The sequence below is a fragment of the Mesorhizobium australafricanum genome (genome assembly GCF_033977265.1).
In the GTDB taxonomy this organism is placed as follows: Bacteria; Pseudomonadota; Alphaproteobacteria; order Rhizobiales; family Rhizobiaceae; genus Mesorhizobium; species Mesorhizobium australafricanum.
The window spans coordinates 1-13,379 of record NZ_JAVIIT010000026.1; the positions used below are offsets into that span (position 1 = coordinate 1).

Below are 13,379 nucleotides of genomic sequence, written 5' to 3' on the forward strand. Positions count from 1 at the left end.
CTTTGTGCTTGACGGCACGAGGGCGCTGGTCGGACAACTGGGGCAAAGGCGGCAGCCAGCCAGGCTGCACCTCGACTATCTTGCCGTTGATCGGCAGGCACTGCAAAACCGACTGCGGGGCTGATGTCGGCCTCTGCTGGTCAAAAAGCGATATACCGACCGAGGTGTGTTCTGGAATCCCAGCCTGATCCCGGAGCCGCTGTGCGCCATCGCTAAACCTCCCACGAAGAGGTCAAGCTTCCAATGTAATGAGTTTCAGTTCCAGATTTGATTTAGGGGCCCGCTGACCTGCTCCCCGTTTTGTCCGCGCCTATAAGTTAGCCCTGTTCACCTTTTGAGGTGCTCCCCGTCTTTGGATCGCCCGGGCCGGAACTTCCGGGGTGTCTGGCCGCTCCAAGTACAAACATTGGCTTGTAGGTACAAAACTTTGGGTGTTGCACCAGCTGACGCGAACGCCCGACGAGAACGATCGCCGCGTCGGGAACCTGGCGCTGACCAGAGCAGGGCTCACCGCCTATCGCGAGATGGTGCCGCTGGCGAAGACGTTTGAAAGGGAGTTGCTGGAGAGGCTGAGTGCGGACGAGCGAGCGGCGATTGTAAAGGGCGTAGCGGCGCTCGAAGCCTGTTTGGGACAAGACACAGTTGGTGCTAATCATTTTGGGCTAAAGGGTTGAAGTCAGGACTGGACATACGGATGGCTTGGCTTCCAAAGGGATTTCGCGCCGGAGGGTCATCCGGCAGCTCCAGCAACTTCTATCGAAAATCGGTCTACCGTCGACGGAGCCAAGGCCAGCACCATCGTCTACAGCTTGGTGCTGACCTGCCGCGCCTCACTCGTCGAGCCGCTCGCATGGTTGCGCCACGTTCTCACCGAACTGCCTCAACGCGCTGTCGATACTGATATCGACGAAGCCCTTCAACTTCGCCAAAGCCGCTGCAGCCCGATCCGCCCGGACGCGTCCGTTTGAAAGCGACCGTCGTTGAAAGGGCGGCGGCGACGCGCGGGGAAATTCGCGCTTACCATCGATCCCGCCGGCCAGTGCTTCGTGCTTCTAACCAACGGAATGAGCGATCGGCGCATGGCCACTCCGTCAACAGCAGGAGAGACGTCGAGCGGCGAGCGGAACTAATCTGGTAAGTTCGTGACCAGAACATCATCAACAATCTCAAATGGTTGGGTTTTGGTTACCGCATTGAAACGCTTTGGTTCGCCGGTCTCAGGATCGGATTTCCGAGTTTTCCCGTTTCTTACCCCTATCATAGCGCCGGACAACCGTATTGCCGAGGCGCTGACCATTGACAATGATGACGTTGGGATCCTCTGCGTCCATTTGATCTCCTGTGCGGAGTACGAGTTCGTCAGAACGGCGGGGTTGGACCCTTCCTCGAATGCTCGACGAGCGTCACTATCCGCCAGTATTCAATCCCAAACGAACGTCTGACGTGTGTGGCGCTGGCAGCGCCAAGGCTTGACGAAGGCATAACCTCTACCAATCCATCACCACCTTGCCCGAACTACCACTCCGCATCGCGTCGAACCCAACCTGGAAATCATCGATCCCGATGCGGTGCGTGATCAGCCCGGAAACATCCAGCGGGCCCTGCACCAAAGCGATCATCTTGTACCAGGTCTCGAACATCTCTCGGCCATAGATGCCCTTCAGGTGCAGCATCTTGAAGATGACCTTGTTCCAGTCGATCTCGAAGCCGGTCGGCGCGATGCCGAGGATGGCGATCTTGCCGCCATTGTTCATGGTGTCGATCATGTCGCGGAAGGCGGGTGCCGCGCCCGACATCTCCAGTCCGACGTCGAAACCTTCGCTCATGCCGATCGAAGGCATCACGTCGCGCAGCTTTTCCTTCGAGGCGTCGACGACGTGCTGAACGCCGAGCTTGCGCGCCAGATCCAGCCGGACCGGATTGATGTCGGTGATCACGACCTTGCGCGCACCGACGCATTGCGCGACCAGCGCGCCCATGATGCCGATCGGCCCGGCGCCGGTGACCAGCACATCCTCGCCGACGAGATCAAAGGACAATGCGGTGTGAACGGCATTGCCCAGCGGATCGAAGATGGCGGCGATCTCGTCCGGCACGTCGTCGGGAATCGGCACGACATTGTGCTGCGGGATCACCATGTATTCGCCGAAGGCGCCGGGACGGTTGACGCCGACGCCGAGCGTGTTGCGGCAGAGATGGCCTCGCCCAGCGCGGCAGTTGCGGCAATGGCCGCAGACGATATGGCCTTCGCCCGAGACGCGCTGGCCGACCTTGTATTCGGTGACCGCGGCGCCGAAATCGGCGACCGTGCCGACGAATTCGTGGCCGGTCACCATCGGCACTGGCACGGTCTTCTGCGCCCACTGGTCCCAATTGTAGATGTGGACGTCGGTGCCGCAGATCGCGGTCTTCTTGACCTTGATCAGCACGTCGTTGGGGCCGATTTCCGGAACCGGCACCTCTTCCATCCAGATGCCCGGCTCGGCCTTGGCCTTAACCAGCGCCTTCATCATGTTTGACATTCTTTTGTTCCTTGAATCCGCCGACATCTGCGTGTGGATGCGCGCCTGGCCCTTCGGCACCACCGGGAAGGAGAAGCCGATGACGTAGTGCCTCGATTCTACATGCGCTGCGTCGAGTGGCGTCTCAAAGGCACCACTCGCACATAGCGCGAGGACGTTTGACCTCGCAGGGCGTTAGAACTTCTTTACCTCGATACCATGCCGACGCAGGGCATAGCCGACTTGCCGCGGCGTCAGGCCGAGGATACGACCAGCCTTGGCCTGAACCCAGCCGGCCTTCTGCATCGCGTCGATCAGCCGGTCGCCATCGGTCACACGCATGCCTGTTGCACCCGAGGCAGGATGGCTCGGACCGCGGGCGTTGACGGGCACCGCCGCGCCCTCGGAGGCGCCGGTGCGCCTGGCTCCCAGCGGCGATTCAACCGGCATCCTGTTGCGGCCGAACTCATCGCTGGCATTGCCGTCATTTGCACGGTCGGCTCCTTTCCAGAGGAGGGAAGACAGGCACTGGCTATTCTGGCAGGCAAAATCTGAAGTGGCGATAGTGCTTGAACGCGCAAGAGTGGCCGTCCTTCGCACGCAGTTTTCCAGCTCACGGACGTTGCCAGGGAAGTAGCATTGCGAGATCAGGTCAAGCGCCGACGGCGCGAAGGCGAGCTCGCGATGGTTCTCGCTATTGAATCGATCGAGGAAGGCCTTCGCAAGGCGTGGAATATCGCCGGGTCGCTCTCTGAGCGGTGGCAGCATGATTGGCACCACATTGATACGGTAGTAAAGATCGGCCCTGAACTCTCCATTCACGACAGCCGTCTCGAGATCCTTGTTGGTGGCGCATATGAGCCGGACGTCGACCGTTAGCGTCCTGGTGCCGCCGACGCGCTCCAACTCGCCTTCCTGCAAGACGCGCAAGAGCTTTGCCTGGAAGGCAGGCGAAATCTCGCCGATTTCGTCAAGCAACAGGGTTCCGCCATTGGCTAATTCGAAACGGCCGGCGCGCTGCGCGACAGCCCCGGTGAAGGCGCCCTTTTCATGCCCGAACAACTCCGATTCCAGAACGCTTTCAGGCAGTGCGGCGCAGTTCAGTTTGACGAAAGCCTTCTTGCTGCGAGGCGAAAGCTTATGGATGGCCTGCGCAAAAAATTCCTTGCCGGTGCCGCTTTCACCCCGCAAAAGCACGGTGGAGTTGGTCCTTGCCACGACCGCGGCGGTTTCAAGCACCTGCTTGAGTGCGAGACTTTCCCCGATGATCCCGTCGATTTTGACAGGCGAATGGCGCGCAGGGCGGGCCTCCTTGTCGTCGCGCGAGTTCTCCGCTCTCCCTTCCTCCTCAAAGAGCCGCTGACGGTCTGTGCTCAGGATGCGATGGAGGCGGATAGTCCGGCCGACAAGATTGGCGACCATTGTCAGCAAGCTCACGTCTTCGTCGCAATGCACGCTGGCGGCGCCGTCCCGGATACGGTCGATCGACAGTGTACCGAGGATTTCATCCTCAGCCTCTATTGGCACTCCGATAAAGGTAACTGGCATGGTTGCGCCGCCCGAAGCCGTTTGGAGATCAGCCTGAAATAGTTCGGACTTGCTGACATCGTGTATGACGAGTGGCCTCCCCGTAGCGCAGATACGGTCTACCACGGCCTGCGGTGTGAAGCGGCGCCAATCTGATTGAGGAGCGTGTTTGTTGCCGGCAGTTGCGGCAATCTCCAGCTCCCCGGCCGCCTCCTTGATGACCATTTCTCCATGACGCATTTGCACAAACGAGGAGAGAATGTTCACGACATTGCCAAGCGTGATCTGCAGCCGCGTGGGGGCAGTCAGGATCTCGGATATCTCGTAGAGGCCCCTGAGCGGGATGTTTGCCCCGTGCATCGCTTTGATAGGTGGCCGTGCGTCGCCAAGCCCTACCTCGTGCACCTGATCCCGCATTACTTGACCCATGGAAACGCCTCAGGGGTTGTAAGGTGCCCCTCCCAAAGCGCCTTTCTTTCGACTCGCTACATCCTAGTATTCACGAGCCCCTGTTCAATTGCAAATTGTCATGTTGCAATCGCGACAATTCCAGGTATCGGCTCTGGCAACGGCGCGCGCGTGCGCGGGTCATCCGAACTTGAAGAGGACACCGAAGCCGCCGCGCGGATAATTCCACTCGATCTCACCACTGGCCTCGCACAGTACCCGACAGGTGCCGCACTCCATGCAGCCGTCGGCGGTGATCTCCACTTGGCCCTTGTCGTTCAATTCATAACATTGGGCCGGGCAGACGCGGGTCAACGCGAGCAGGTTGGCGCTTGGCTTTTGGTGCGGTCGCACTTTTATATGTGGACGCCCCGAATCGACCAGATAGCGGTTCTGGTAAAGCTTCTCTTCAATGCGTGGCACTGCGATTGTCATCTCGTCCTCCTAGCGCCAGGCGAATGCCAGGCGGACCACGTCGCTCACCAGCCCCCAACGCGAACGCGCCTTGATGAAGGCAGCTGTGGTCGCCTTTTCCTTGTCGATTTTCGGGGTGCCGTCGACCCGCATGAAGTTCTGGGCCGCCTGCGACATCAGCTGCGGGTAAGTCGTGAAGAAATTTTGGGAATTGGTGTGGAGCAGGGTCGGCATGTCCTTGTATTTCTTCAGGTCTTTGATCACGAAGGACTTGTTTAACATGGTCTTGTAGAGGATTAGGTTCTGTTTGGTCATCGGCCGCTTGCGGCTCTTGACCTGCATGATTGCCTCAGCCGCGATGCGACCGGAGGTCATGGCGAGGTTCGAACCCTCCCGGTGGACGGCGTTATTCAACTGCGCAGCATCGCCGACCACCACCCAGCCGTCGCCAAACAGCTGCGGAATCGCATTGTAGCCACCCTCGGGAATGAGATGCGCGGCATATTCTTTCACCTCCGAGCCGGCGATCAGCGGCCGGATCGAAGGATGGTTTTTTAACGCATCGAGTATGACGTATGGGCTCTCCATCATCGAAGCGAAATCCGAAACGAGGCAGCCGATGCCCAGTGAGATCGATTCCTTGTTGGTGTAAAGGAAGCCGAGCCCGGCCATGCTGCGGGAGATTGTACCCACTGCCTCGATCACGCAGCCTTCACCGGCCTTGAGGCCGAACCGCTGCTCTATGACCTCTTCAGGCAGGAAATGCATTTCCTTGACGGCGAGCGCCACGGATTTTGGCCTCGGCATCTCGCGAAGCCCGGCGCGCGTGCCAAGTAGTCCGGAGACACCTTCTGCGAGAACGACAACGTCCGCGAAAATCTCTCCGCCGACCCGGTCGGTGCGGACGCCGACCACCTTGTCCTTGGCATCGCGGACGAGTTCGGTCACGGTCGTCTCGCACAGAACCGTCGCGCCGGCCTCGCGCACCTTACGCGAAAACCATTTGTCGAACTGGGCGCGGATGATCGTATAGCGGTTGGGCTTCGCCTCGTTGAAGTCGTCCGACCGATATTGAATCCCGGTGTGGGAAGTGTCGTCCATCACCCAAAGCCGCTGTTCGACCAAATGCCGCTCGAGAGGCGCATCATCCCGGAAATCCGGGATGATCTTCTCCAGCATGTTCGCGTACATGATTGCACCTTGAACATTCTTGGAGCCCGGATATTCACCTCGCTCCAACTGCAACACGTTCAGGCCATGGCTTGCCATGGTGTAAGCAGCAGCGTTTCCGGACATGCCGGCCCCAACAACAATGGCATCGAATTTTTCCTCGATCATGTCCATCTCCCTAGCTCGCAAGCTTATCGCGACTGTGGGGCGACAGCCGCCGGGTGAAGGCCTCCGTCAGTGCGGGGAGGAAGCGGATCGCATCGGTGACGATCCCGAGGTGGGCGAAATCGAAAATCGGCGCCTTCGGGTCGGTGTTGATAGCCACGATGAGATCCGCTCCTTCGACGCCAACCCGGTGCTGGATGGCGCCGGAAATTCCTGCCGCTATGTAAAGCTTCGGCCGGATGGTCTTGCCTGTTTGGCCGATCTGCCGATCAGCCGACAGCCAGCCCTTTTGGACCAACGGGCGCGAACAGCCATGCTCGGCGCCGATTGCTCGTGCGAGATCCTTCACAAGCTGCAGGTTCTCCGCCGCGCCTAGACCGAGGCCTCCCGCAACCACAACGTCGGCATAGGCAAGATTGGCCTTTCCAGACTGGCTATCCGGCAGGAAGCCGAGGACTTTGGTGACGATGTCATCCTCGGCTACCGATAGCTGGTGCCGGATGACACGCCCGACCGGCTTATCCATCCGCTGCGGCATGGGCATGACCCTTGGTCGCACCGTCGCCATCTGCGGCCGGTAATTGAGCGTGTAGATCGTGCACAACAAGGAACCGCCGAAAGTTGGACGGGTCGCAGCGAGCGAACCGTCCGTATCGACGTCGAGTTCGGTGCAGTCGGCCGTGAGCCCTGTCTTCAAGGTGGTTGCGACCGAACCAGCAAGATCCCTGCCGAGTGTGGTCGCCCCAAGAAGCAGGATCTCGGGTTTATGGGCATCGACCAGATCCGTCATCGCATTGGTGAAAGGCTCATTGCGATAGTCGGCAAGCAGCGGCGCCTCGACGTTGTATACAAGATCGGCGCCATAAGCGAAGGCCTCGGCTACCGCAGACTGGGTGGTCTCTCCTGGCGGTCCGAGCACGATTCCCGCGAGCTCGACGCCAAGCTTGTCAGCGAGCTTGCGGCCTTCACCGAGCAGTTCGAACGATACCGGGTGGACCTGGCCGCGCTCGAGCTCGATAAACACCCAGACGTGGCGATAGTCCTTGAAATGGTCGGGCAGCTCCTTCTTTGTGCCGGCACGGCCGGAGGCAGGGCGAGGGGCTTCTCGATTCGCGCTCGACATCGTCTCTCCTTGCCGTCATTCGCCGCCGTTGAAGGCGAGTTCCTGTTCCAGCGCTGGCCCGCGGGTTAAGATTGCGGCGATAAGTTCGTCAGCGAGATCACGCAAATTCCTCTCGGGGGTGTCGATAAGTGCCGCCTTTTCCGCCCGCGCTGTAGGGGCGAAAACGCGCTTGACGACCGTCGGCGAGCCGCGCAGGCCGCATCTGGTGAGGTCATCAATGCCGGCGTCGGCCGCACTCCATTTCAGGACCTGGCTACGCGCGGCGTACAGGGCGTCCTCGAGCGAGCCCCGACGGATCTCATTTGTGCCTTCCAGCATGGTGATGAGACAAGGGAGCCTGCTCTTCAGCATCTGCGTGCCGCCTTCACAGCGGCGCTCGACCTTGATCTCGCGCGCAGCGTGGTCAACGGAGGGGATCTTCGCGACATAGGTGAGTTGCATGAGATCGAGGCGCTTGGCGATGCCGGGCCCGACCTGAGCAGTGTCGCCATCGATCGTCTGCTTGCCGGTGAAGACGATGTCTGGCGTGCCGAACGTCTCGCCAACCTTCGCGATTGCCTGGGAAAGAGCGAAGGAGGTCGCCAGCGTGTCGGAGCCCGCAAAATAGCGATCGGTCAACAGCACCGCGCGGTCCGCGCCGTAACCGAGCGTCTTGCGCAACGCGTCCTCCGCCATGGGCGGACCCATAGTGAGCACGGTGACCTCGCCGCCGTAAGTGTCGCGCAGTCTAAGAGCCTCTTCGAGGGCGAATAGGTCGTAAGGATTGATGATGGTAGGCACACCCTGACGCATGATCGTGTTCGTAACGGGATGGACCCGTATCTGTGCCGAGTCCGGCACCTGCTTGATGCAGACTACGATGTGCATTGGCGGTCTCTTTGGGCTTCAATACGGATGCGGGCTTGGCAGTAGATCTTTGGCAGCATCATTCGTGCCAACTGTTTTGCGTGCTCATATTCCTCGAGACTCCGTTGGTTCCTTCCAGGGGCGCGTCCGTGATGACACGATTTGTCGGCTTCCCGACATTGTCGCGTCGCAACCATATCGCGCTCATTCTTTTGCGAACCGCTTCAGTACGGACTCGAACGGGACGAAGGTGCGGCCCGGCGTGGCAGGCTTGTTGGGATCGTGGTCTTTGAGCACCTTGAAGATCCGGTGCTTAAGCGGCGAGGAAGTCGTGAAGTCCTCGTAAGCGCGTAGCAGCGTTGCGCGCACCCGCGCGGCGACCACCTGGTCGGGCAGATCGGATAGATCTTCTTCGGCAAGGTATTGGCCCACGCGCTTCATGATATGAAGCCGTGAGACATTCAGCACCTTTGGGTCATAAGAGACCCCAAGGACCGCGAAGAACTCCTCCGCGGCCGACAGGCCCTTCAGTCGCGCGAGGATGTCGGTAACATCGATGGGGCGGCCGTCAGCGGAACAATTCATCGCATTCTCCCTGGTCGGGCAACTGTGGTGTCGCTGTGTTCGTCGCCCAGCTGGCCTGGACCGCTACATCCGCGAAGCGTGCCTCGCTGCACATTCCATCGTAGATCTCGACCAGTTGAGCCGCAGTAATGGTCGACTTTGTCTCGGCCGCCTTGCGGCGGACGCGGGCCACCATCGCGGCTGCCAAATCCGGGTCGAGATCGCGACCGCTTTCGCTCAGCACACGGGCAATCGAGGTGGCGCCGGAATGCTTACCGATGACGATACGCCGGCAGCGGCCCACGAGTGCCGGGTCGAGCCCCTGGTAGGCGCGCGAGTCCTTCAGCAGCCCTGCGACGTGAGTGCCGGATTCGTGGGTGAAAACATCGGCGCCGACGACCGGCTTAATAGTCGCCGTCTGCCGGCGGGCGGCGCAAGCCACCTGGGCGGCGAGGTCGGGCAATGCGGTCAGCTCGATGCCGGTATCCGCGCCGTCGATGACGGCCATCGCGGCCGCTACTTCTTCCAGCGCGGCATTACCCGCACGCTCGCCGAGCCCGAGGACGGTCACGGACGCATGGCGCGCGCCTGCGCGGATCGCGGCCAGCGTGTTGGCGGCCGCAAGGCCGAGATCGTTGTGCGCGTGAAATTCGAGGTCGATTTCAGACTTCGCCATGAGCTGGGCGACAAGTTCGAAAGTCGAAAAGGGGTCGAGAATGCCGACCGTGTCGGCCAGCCTGACGCGGCTTGCGCCGGCGCGCGCAGCCGTTTCGATGACGCGGGCAAGATGATCCCCATCAGCCCGCGAGGCATCCTCGCAGCCCACAGCGACGAAGAAGCCGGCAGCGGCTGCGCGCCTGACCATATCCTCGATGACCTGGAGCGCTCCCGCCTGATCGAGGCCGAGCTTGGCGGCAAGTTGGATGTCGGACGCAGGCAGCGACAGATTGACGGCGCCGACGCCGCTCTCGATCGCTGCGTCGAGATCCCGCGCCTTCATCCGGCACCAGGCCATGAGCCGAACCGGGAGACGCCGCGCGACCGCGGCGCGAATTGTTTCGATCTCGTCGGCGCCCATGATCGGCGTGCCGATCTCGATCTCTGGGACGCCGGCGGCGACAAGAGACTCGGCGAGCTCCAGCTTTTCCGCCGTCGTAAAGGCGACACCGGGCGCCTGCTCGCCGTCGCGCAAGGTCGTGTCGTTGAGGAAGACATCACGGCTCATGAACGGCAGCCTGTTCTGCTTCCGCTCAGGTATAGACCGGATCGAACGTCTTCGGGACTTCGCCCACGCGGCCCAGAACCGGGAGAGTCACGCAGCTTCTCAACGATTGCCGGCATGACCTCAAGCACCCGATCGACGTCTTCTTCGTTGTTGTCGCGCGCAAACGAGAAGCGGACTGCCCCGTGTGGCATCTTCATCGCGCTCAGGACATGGCTGGGTTCCATTGAACCGGAGGTGCAGGCGGAGCCGGAGGAACAGGCGATGCCTACGCGGCTCAGCAGATGTGGGATCCCATCGCTTTCGGTATGTTCAAAGGAGATGTTTGCGGTGTTTGGCAACCGCTCCATCGGATCGCCAGTGACACAGGTGTTTGGGATGCGCTGGAGGATCCCATCCTCCAGGCGGTCGCGCAGCGACTTTACCCGTGTGGTCGCGTCGTCCATGAATTTCAAGGCGAGTTCGGCCGCCGTGCCGAGCCCGACTATGCCGGGCGTGTTCTCGGTACCGGCACGCCGGCCGTGCTGTTGGTGCCCTCCCTTGATCATCGAGCGGAAGTGCACGCCACGCTTTATCCAAAGTGCACCGATCCCTTTGGGGCCATGAAGCTTGTGGCCGGAGAGCGACAGCATGTCGATAGCGGTCGATTTCAGGTCCATCGGAAGCTTGCCAACCGCCTGCACTGCATCGGTATGAAAAAGGGCGCCAATTTCCTTGGCCAACTCGGCGAGCTTGGCCACGGGAAAGATCGTACCGGTCTCGTTGTTCGCCCACATTACCGAGACGATTGCCACACGGGGCGAGAGGGCTGCCTTGTAGGCGTCGAGGTCAAGCCGGCCACGACGATCCACGGGGATCGTGTGGACCTTGACGCGGCGAACCTGCTCAAGATGCGCGCACAGCGTTAATACGGCGGGATGCTCGACCGCGGACGTCACGATCTCGGTTCGGTCGATCGTGAGCTCGAGCGCCGAAAGGATCGCAGCATTGTCGCTTTCTGTTCCACCCGAGGTGAAGGTGATCTCATCGTCGAACTGCGCGCCGATCAGCGCCTGCAACTGCCGCCGCGCCTTTTTTATCGCCGCACCGACTGAGGCGCCAAAAGCGTGCGTCGACGAAGGGTTGCCGAATTGATCCGTGAAGTACGGCAACATCGCTCGCACAACGTCAGGATCGACCCGTGTCGTTGCGTTGTTGTCGAGGTAGACAGGCCTCATGCGAACAGTCCTCAGTTAACTGAAGGACTTGCCGCAGCCGCACTTGTCCCGCGCGTTGGGGTTGTCGAAGACAAAGCCGGAAGAGTCGAGCCCGGTGACGAAGTCGACGGTCATGCCGGCGACATGGGGTTGGGAGTCTGCATCCACAAACAGCTTGATCCCATCTGTCTCCGTAATCACATCGCCCTGGCGCGAGACGCTTTCCAGGCCCATTATGTATTTGAACCCGGCGCAGCCGCCGGTCTGGACCATAATGCGAAAGCCCTCCGCTTGCTCGCTGGTGCTGGAAAGAGCGGTCTTGACGGCGGCAACAGCATTGTCGGTGAGCGTGATCATGGCAAGATTTCTCCTCAATCCGTGACGTCTTTGCGGATCACGCCGCAGGGATCGTGCCAAAAGAGGAAAAAACCATTTCAACACGGCGCGGTCCCTCTAGAGGCGCTATCAATCTTGTTGGCCATTGCTGAAAAGACGTCGGGCACCCGACACACACTGTCGGGTTTGTCGAGTACGTGACACAAAGTGTCCGGCCTCGGTTCCCACTGAACTCTCACATAAATCATTGATGAGTGTGCGGAACATTGTTTTGCGCTTGTTCAGGTGAATTGGCACGACTTTTGAAACGCCCATTGGCGATGCGGCAAGAACCGCCGAGACAAAAATCATGCTGCGAGTGCCCTCGCGATCGATGGAATGGAGCAAGCCACATGTCAGGGTTGGGTCAGAACCGCTCTGCGCGGGTGGAATCGGCTCCTCGCCGCTCAGGCGACACGCCGGTTTCGATGGCGATCACGCACTCTCGCCAGCAACTGTCCTGGACGAGCAGGAGGTCGACATCGAGCACCACGCTGCGCTCAGTCGACCGACCACCCGGCAGGGCAACTGATCCTCAACAAGCAGATGAAGGTCGTTAACACATGGACCAGCGCGAGAGACCATCGCCGCACGAAATCCGGCGGGCGCAGCAAGACAATCCAAAGATCCGTGAGCACGATCTCGCCGCCCGACTGGGCATTTCGGAAGCGGAACTGGTCGCCGCGCATTGCGGTCTGGGCGCGATTCGCGTCGAACCGCGCGTCAATGATCTGCTGACCGGCCTCGAAGCGGTCGGCGAGGTGGTGGCGCATACCCGCAATGAAAGTGCTGTGCACGAAAAGATCGGCGTCTACGATAAGGTGGTCACCGGCAACAAGCATGCCCTGGTACTTGGCGACGACATCGACTTGCGCATCTTCCCGAAAGTTTGGGCACATGGCTTTGCTGTCGAGAAGCGCAATGGCAAGGACATTAGCCGTAGCCTGCAATTCTTTGATGCCACCGGCAAGGCGATGCACAAGGTGCAACTCGGGCCCGCCTCAAATCTCGATGCTTATCAGAAGCTGGTGGCTGAGCTGGAATCCTCGAACCAGGAGCCGATCGTAGTATTCAAGGCGAGCGGAGCCAACGACGACGCAGAGGTTCCTGGACAAGCCGCCACGGTGGAGGATCTACGCGAGTGCTGGAGCCAGCTGACGGACGTGCATCAGTTCTTCGACATGTTGAAGAGACTGAAGCTCAGCCGCCGCGAGGCGGTGCGTATGGTCGGCGAGGTTTACGCTTGGGCGCTCGAAAAGGACGCCATCGGCGCCATGTTTCAACAGGCGGCCGAAGACGAAATGCCGATCATGTGCTTTGTAGGCAATCGTGGCTGCATCCAGATCCATTCCGGTCCGATCAAGTGGGTCAAAACAATCGGGCCGTGGATCAATGTGCTCGACGAGACCTTCCACCTGCATCTCGGGACCCACCACATCATAGAGGTCTGGGCCGTTCGCAAGCCGACCAAGGACGGTCACGTCACCTCGCTCGAAGCCTACGGCGCCGATGGCAAAATGATCATCCAGTTCTTTGGCAAGCGCCGCGAAGGCGAGGGCGAGCGCGAGGACTGGCGGTTTCTGGCCGAGACCCTGCCACGCATTCCCGGTCCGACCGCTGCATGAGGCGAGACCAATTGCATGTTGTTTTCCGGTTTCGCTCGGCACCCGTCGCCGGGGCTCGGCATTCTGCTGGCCATCGCTTTGCCTGCGGAGCGAGTGAGCGCCTAGCTATTGCTTCCCGTGCTGTCACGGATCGCTCGATCGTCGCAATCGCCTGCGCGCTTGGCGAGGAAAGACATCTCACCGCTCGAAATTCGACGAGCTACT

11 protein-coding genes and 2 pseudogenes are annotated in these 13,379 nt (G+C 60.5%); 3 read left to right on the forward strand and 10 right to left on the reverse strand.

Annotated features, from left to right (window positions below):
- Positions 1–443 precede the first annotated feature (443 nt).
- Positions 444–674 (forward strand): annotated as a pseudogene (locus tag RFM98_RS29435) (winged helix DNA-binding protein); the annotation flags it as partial.
- A 96-nt stretch (positions 675–770) separates the two neighbouring features.
- A pseudogene (locus RFM98_RS29440) lies at positions 771–984 on the forward strand (transposase domain-containing protein); the annotation flags it as partial.
- Positions 985–1,487: 503 nt separating this feature from the next.
- Here the strand turns inward: RFM98_RS29440 and tdh are convergent.
- The 10 genes from tdh to RFM98_RS29490 form a co-directional block, all read right to left on the reverse strand.
- Positions 1,488–2,522: an L-threonine 3-dehydrogenase gene (gene tdh / locus RFM98_RS29445; RefSeq protein ID WP_126083104.1), complete on the reverse strand. Its 1,035-nt coding sequence runs from the start codon at positions 2,520–2,522 to the stop codon at positions 1,488–1,490.
- A gap of 174 nt (positions 2,523–2,696) precedes the next feature.
- Complete coding sequence (gene nifA / locus RFM98_RS29450) at positions 2,697–4,445, reverse strand: nif-specific transcriptional activator NifA (protein ID WP_430682361.1); 1,749 nt, start codon at positions 4,443–4,445, stop codon at positions 2,697–2,699.
- A 171-nt stretch (positions 4,446–4,616) separates the two neighbouring features.
- A complete protein-coding gene (locus tag RFM98_RS29455) occupies positions 4,617–4,910 on the reverse strand; it encodes a ferredoxin family protein (protein WP_320223341.1) in 294 nt (97 codons plus the stop codon).
- A gap of 9 nt (positions 4,911–4,919) precedes the next feature.
- On the reverse strand, positions 4,920–6,227 hold the full coding sequence (locus tag RFM98_RS29460) for an FAD-dependent oxidoreductase (protein ID WP_320312034.1): 1,308 nt from the start codon (positions 6,225–6,227) through the stop codon (positions 4,920–4,922).
- A gap of 10 nt (positions 6,228–6,237) precedes the next feature.
- Entirely contained in the window at positions 6,238–7,347 is a 1,110-nt protein-coding gene (locus tag RFM98_RS29465) for an electron transfer flavoprotein subunit alpha/FixB family protein (protein WP_320312035.1), read from the reverse strand.
- A gap of 15 nt (positions 7,348–7,362) precedes the next feature.
- Entirely contained in the window at positions 7,363–8,214 is an 852-nt protein-coding gene (locus RFM98_RS29470; RefSeq protein ID WP_320312036.1) for an electron transfer flavoprotein subunit beta/FixA family protein, read from the reverse strand.
- Positions 8,215–8,397: 183 nt separating this feature from the next.
- A complete protein-coding gene (gene nifW / locus RFM98_RS29475) occupies positions 8,398–8,778 on the reverse strand; it encodes a nitrogenase stabilizing/protective protein NifW (RefSeq protein ID WP_320312037.1) in 381 nt (126 codons plus the stop codon).
- Positions 8,762–9,982, reverse strand: a complete 1,221-nt coding sequence (nifV, locus tag RFM98_RS29480) for a homocitrate synthase (protein ID WP_320312038.1) — start codon at positions 9,980–9,982, stop codon at positions 8,762–8,764. The genes nifW and nifV overlap by 17 nt, the downstream gene beginning before the upstream one ends.
- Positions 9,979–11,196 carry a cysteine desulfurase NifS gene (gene nifS, locus RFM98_RS29485; protein WP_320312039.1) on the reverse strand — a complete coding sequence of 406 codons (1,218 nt, stop codon included), beginning with the start codon at positions 11,194–11,196 and terminating at the stop codon, positions 9,979–9,981. The genes nifV and nifS overlap by 4 nt, the downstream gene beginning before the upstream one ends.
- Before the next feature lie 15 nt (positions 11,197–11,211).
- Positions 11,212–11,532, reverse strand: a complete 321-nt coding sequence (locus tag RFM98_RS29490; protein ID WP_320312040.1) for a HesB/IscA family protein — start codon at positions 11,530–11,532, stop codon at positions 11,212–11,214.
- A gap of 581 nt (positions 11,533–12,113) precedes the next feature.
- Here RFM98_RS29490 and RFM98_RS29495 point away from each other — a divergent pair.
- Complete coding sequence (locus RFM98_RS29495) at positions 12,114–13,175, forward strand: hemin-degrading factor (protein WP_320312041.1); 1,062 nt, start codon at positions 12,114–12,116, stop codon at positions 13,173–13,175.
- Positions 13,176–13,379: the final 204 nt, after the last annotated feature.

Coding starts and splice junctions, on each gene's coding strand:
- RFM98_RS29460 (WP_320312034.1), bottom strand. CDS start 6,227: ATGATCGAGGAAAAATTCGATGCCATTGTTGTTGGGGCCGGCATGTCC.
- nifS (WP_320312039.1), bottom strand. CDS start 11,196: ATGAGGCCTGTCTACCTCGACAACAACGCAACGACACGGGTCGATCCT.
- RFM98_RS29495 (WP_320312041.1), top strand. CDS start 12,114: ATGGACCAGCGCGAGAGACCATCGCCGCACGAAATCCGGCGGGCGCAG.
- RFM98_RS29455 (WP_320223341.1), bottom strand. CDS start 4,910: ATGACAATCGCAGTGCCACGCATTGAAGAGAAGCTTTACCAGAACCGC.
- nifA (WP_430682361.1), bottom strand. CDS start 4,445: ATGCGGGATCAGGTGCACGAGGTAGGGCTTGGCGACGCACGGCCACCT.
- RFM98_RS29470 (WP_320312036.1), bottom strand. CDS start 8,214: ATGCACATCGTAGTCTGCATCAAGCAGGTGCCGGACTCGGCACAGATA.
- tdh (WP_126083104.1), bottom strand. CDS start 2,522: ATGTCAAACATGATGAAGGCGCTGGTTAAGGCCAAGGCCGAGCCGGGC.
- RFM98_RS29490 (WP_320312040.1), bottom strand. CDS start 11,532: ATGATCACGCTCACCGACAATGCTGTTGCCGCCGTCAAGACCGCTCTT.
- RFM98_RS29465 (WP_320312035.1), bottom strand. CDS start 7,347: ATGTCGAGCGCGAATCGAGAAGCCCCTCGCCCTGCCTCCGGCCGTGCC.
- nifV (WP_320312038.1), bottom strand. CDS start 9,982: ATGAGCCGTGATGTCTTCCTCAACGACACGACCTTGCGCGACGGCGAG.
- nifW (WP_320312037.1), bottom strand. CDS start 8,778: ATGAATTGTTCCGCTGACGGCCGCCCCATCGATGTTACCGACATCCTC.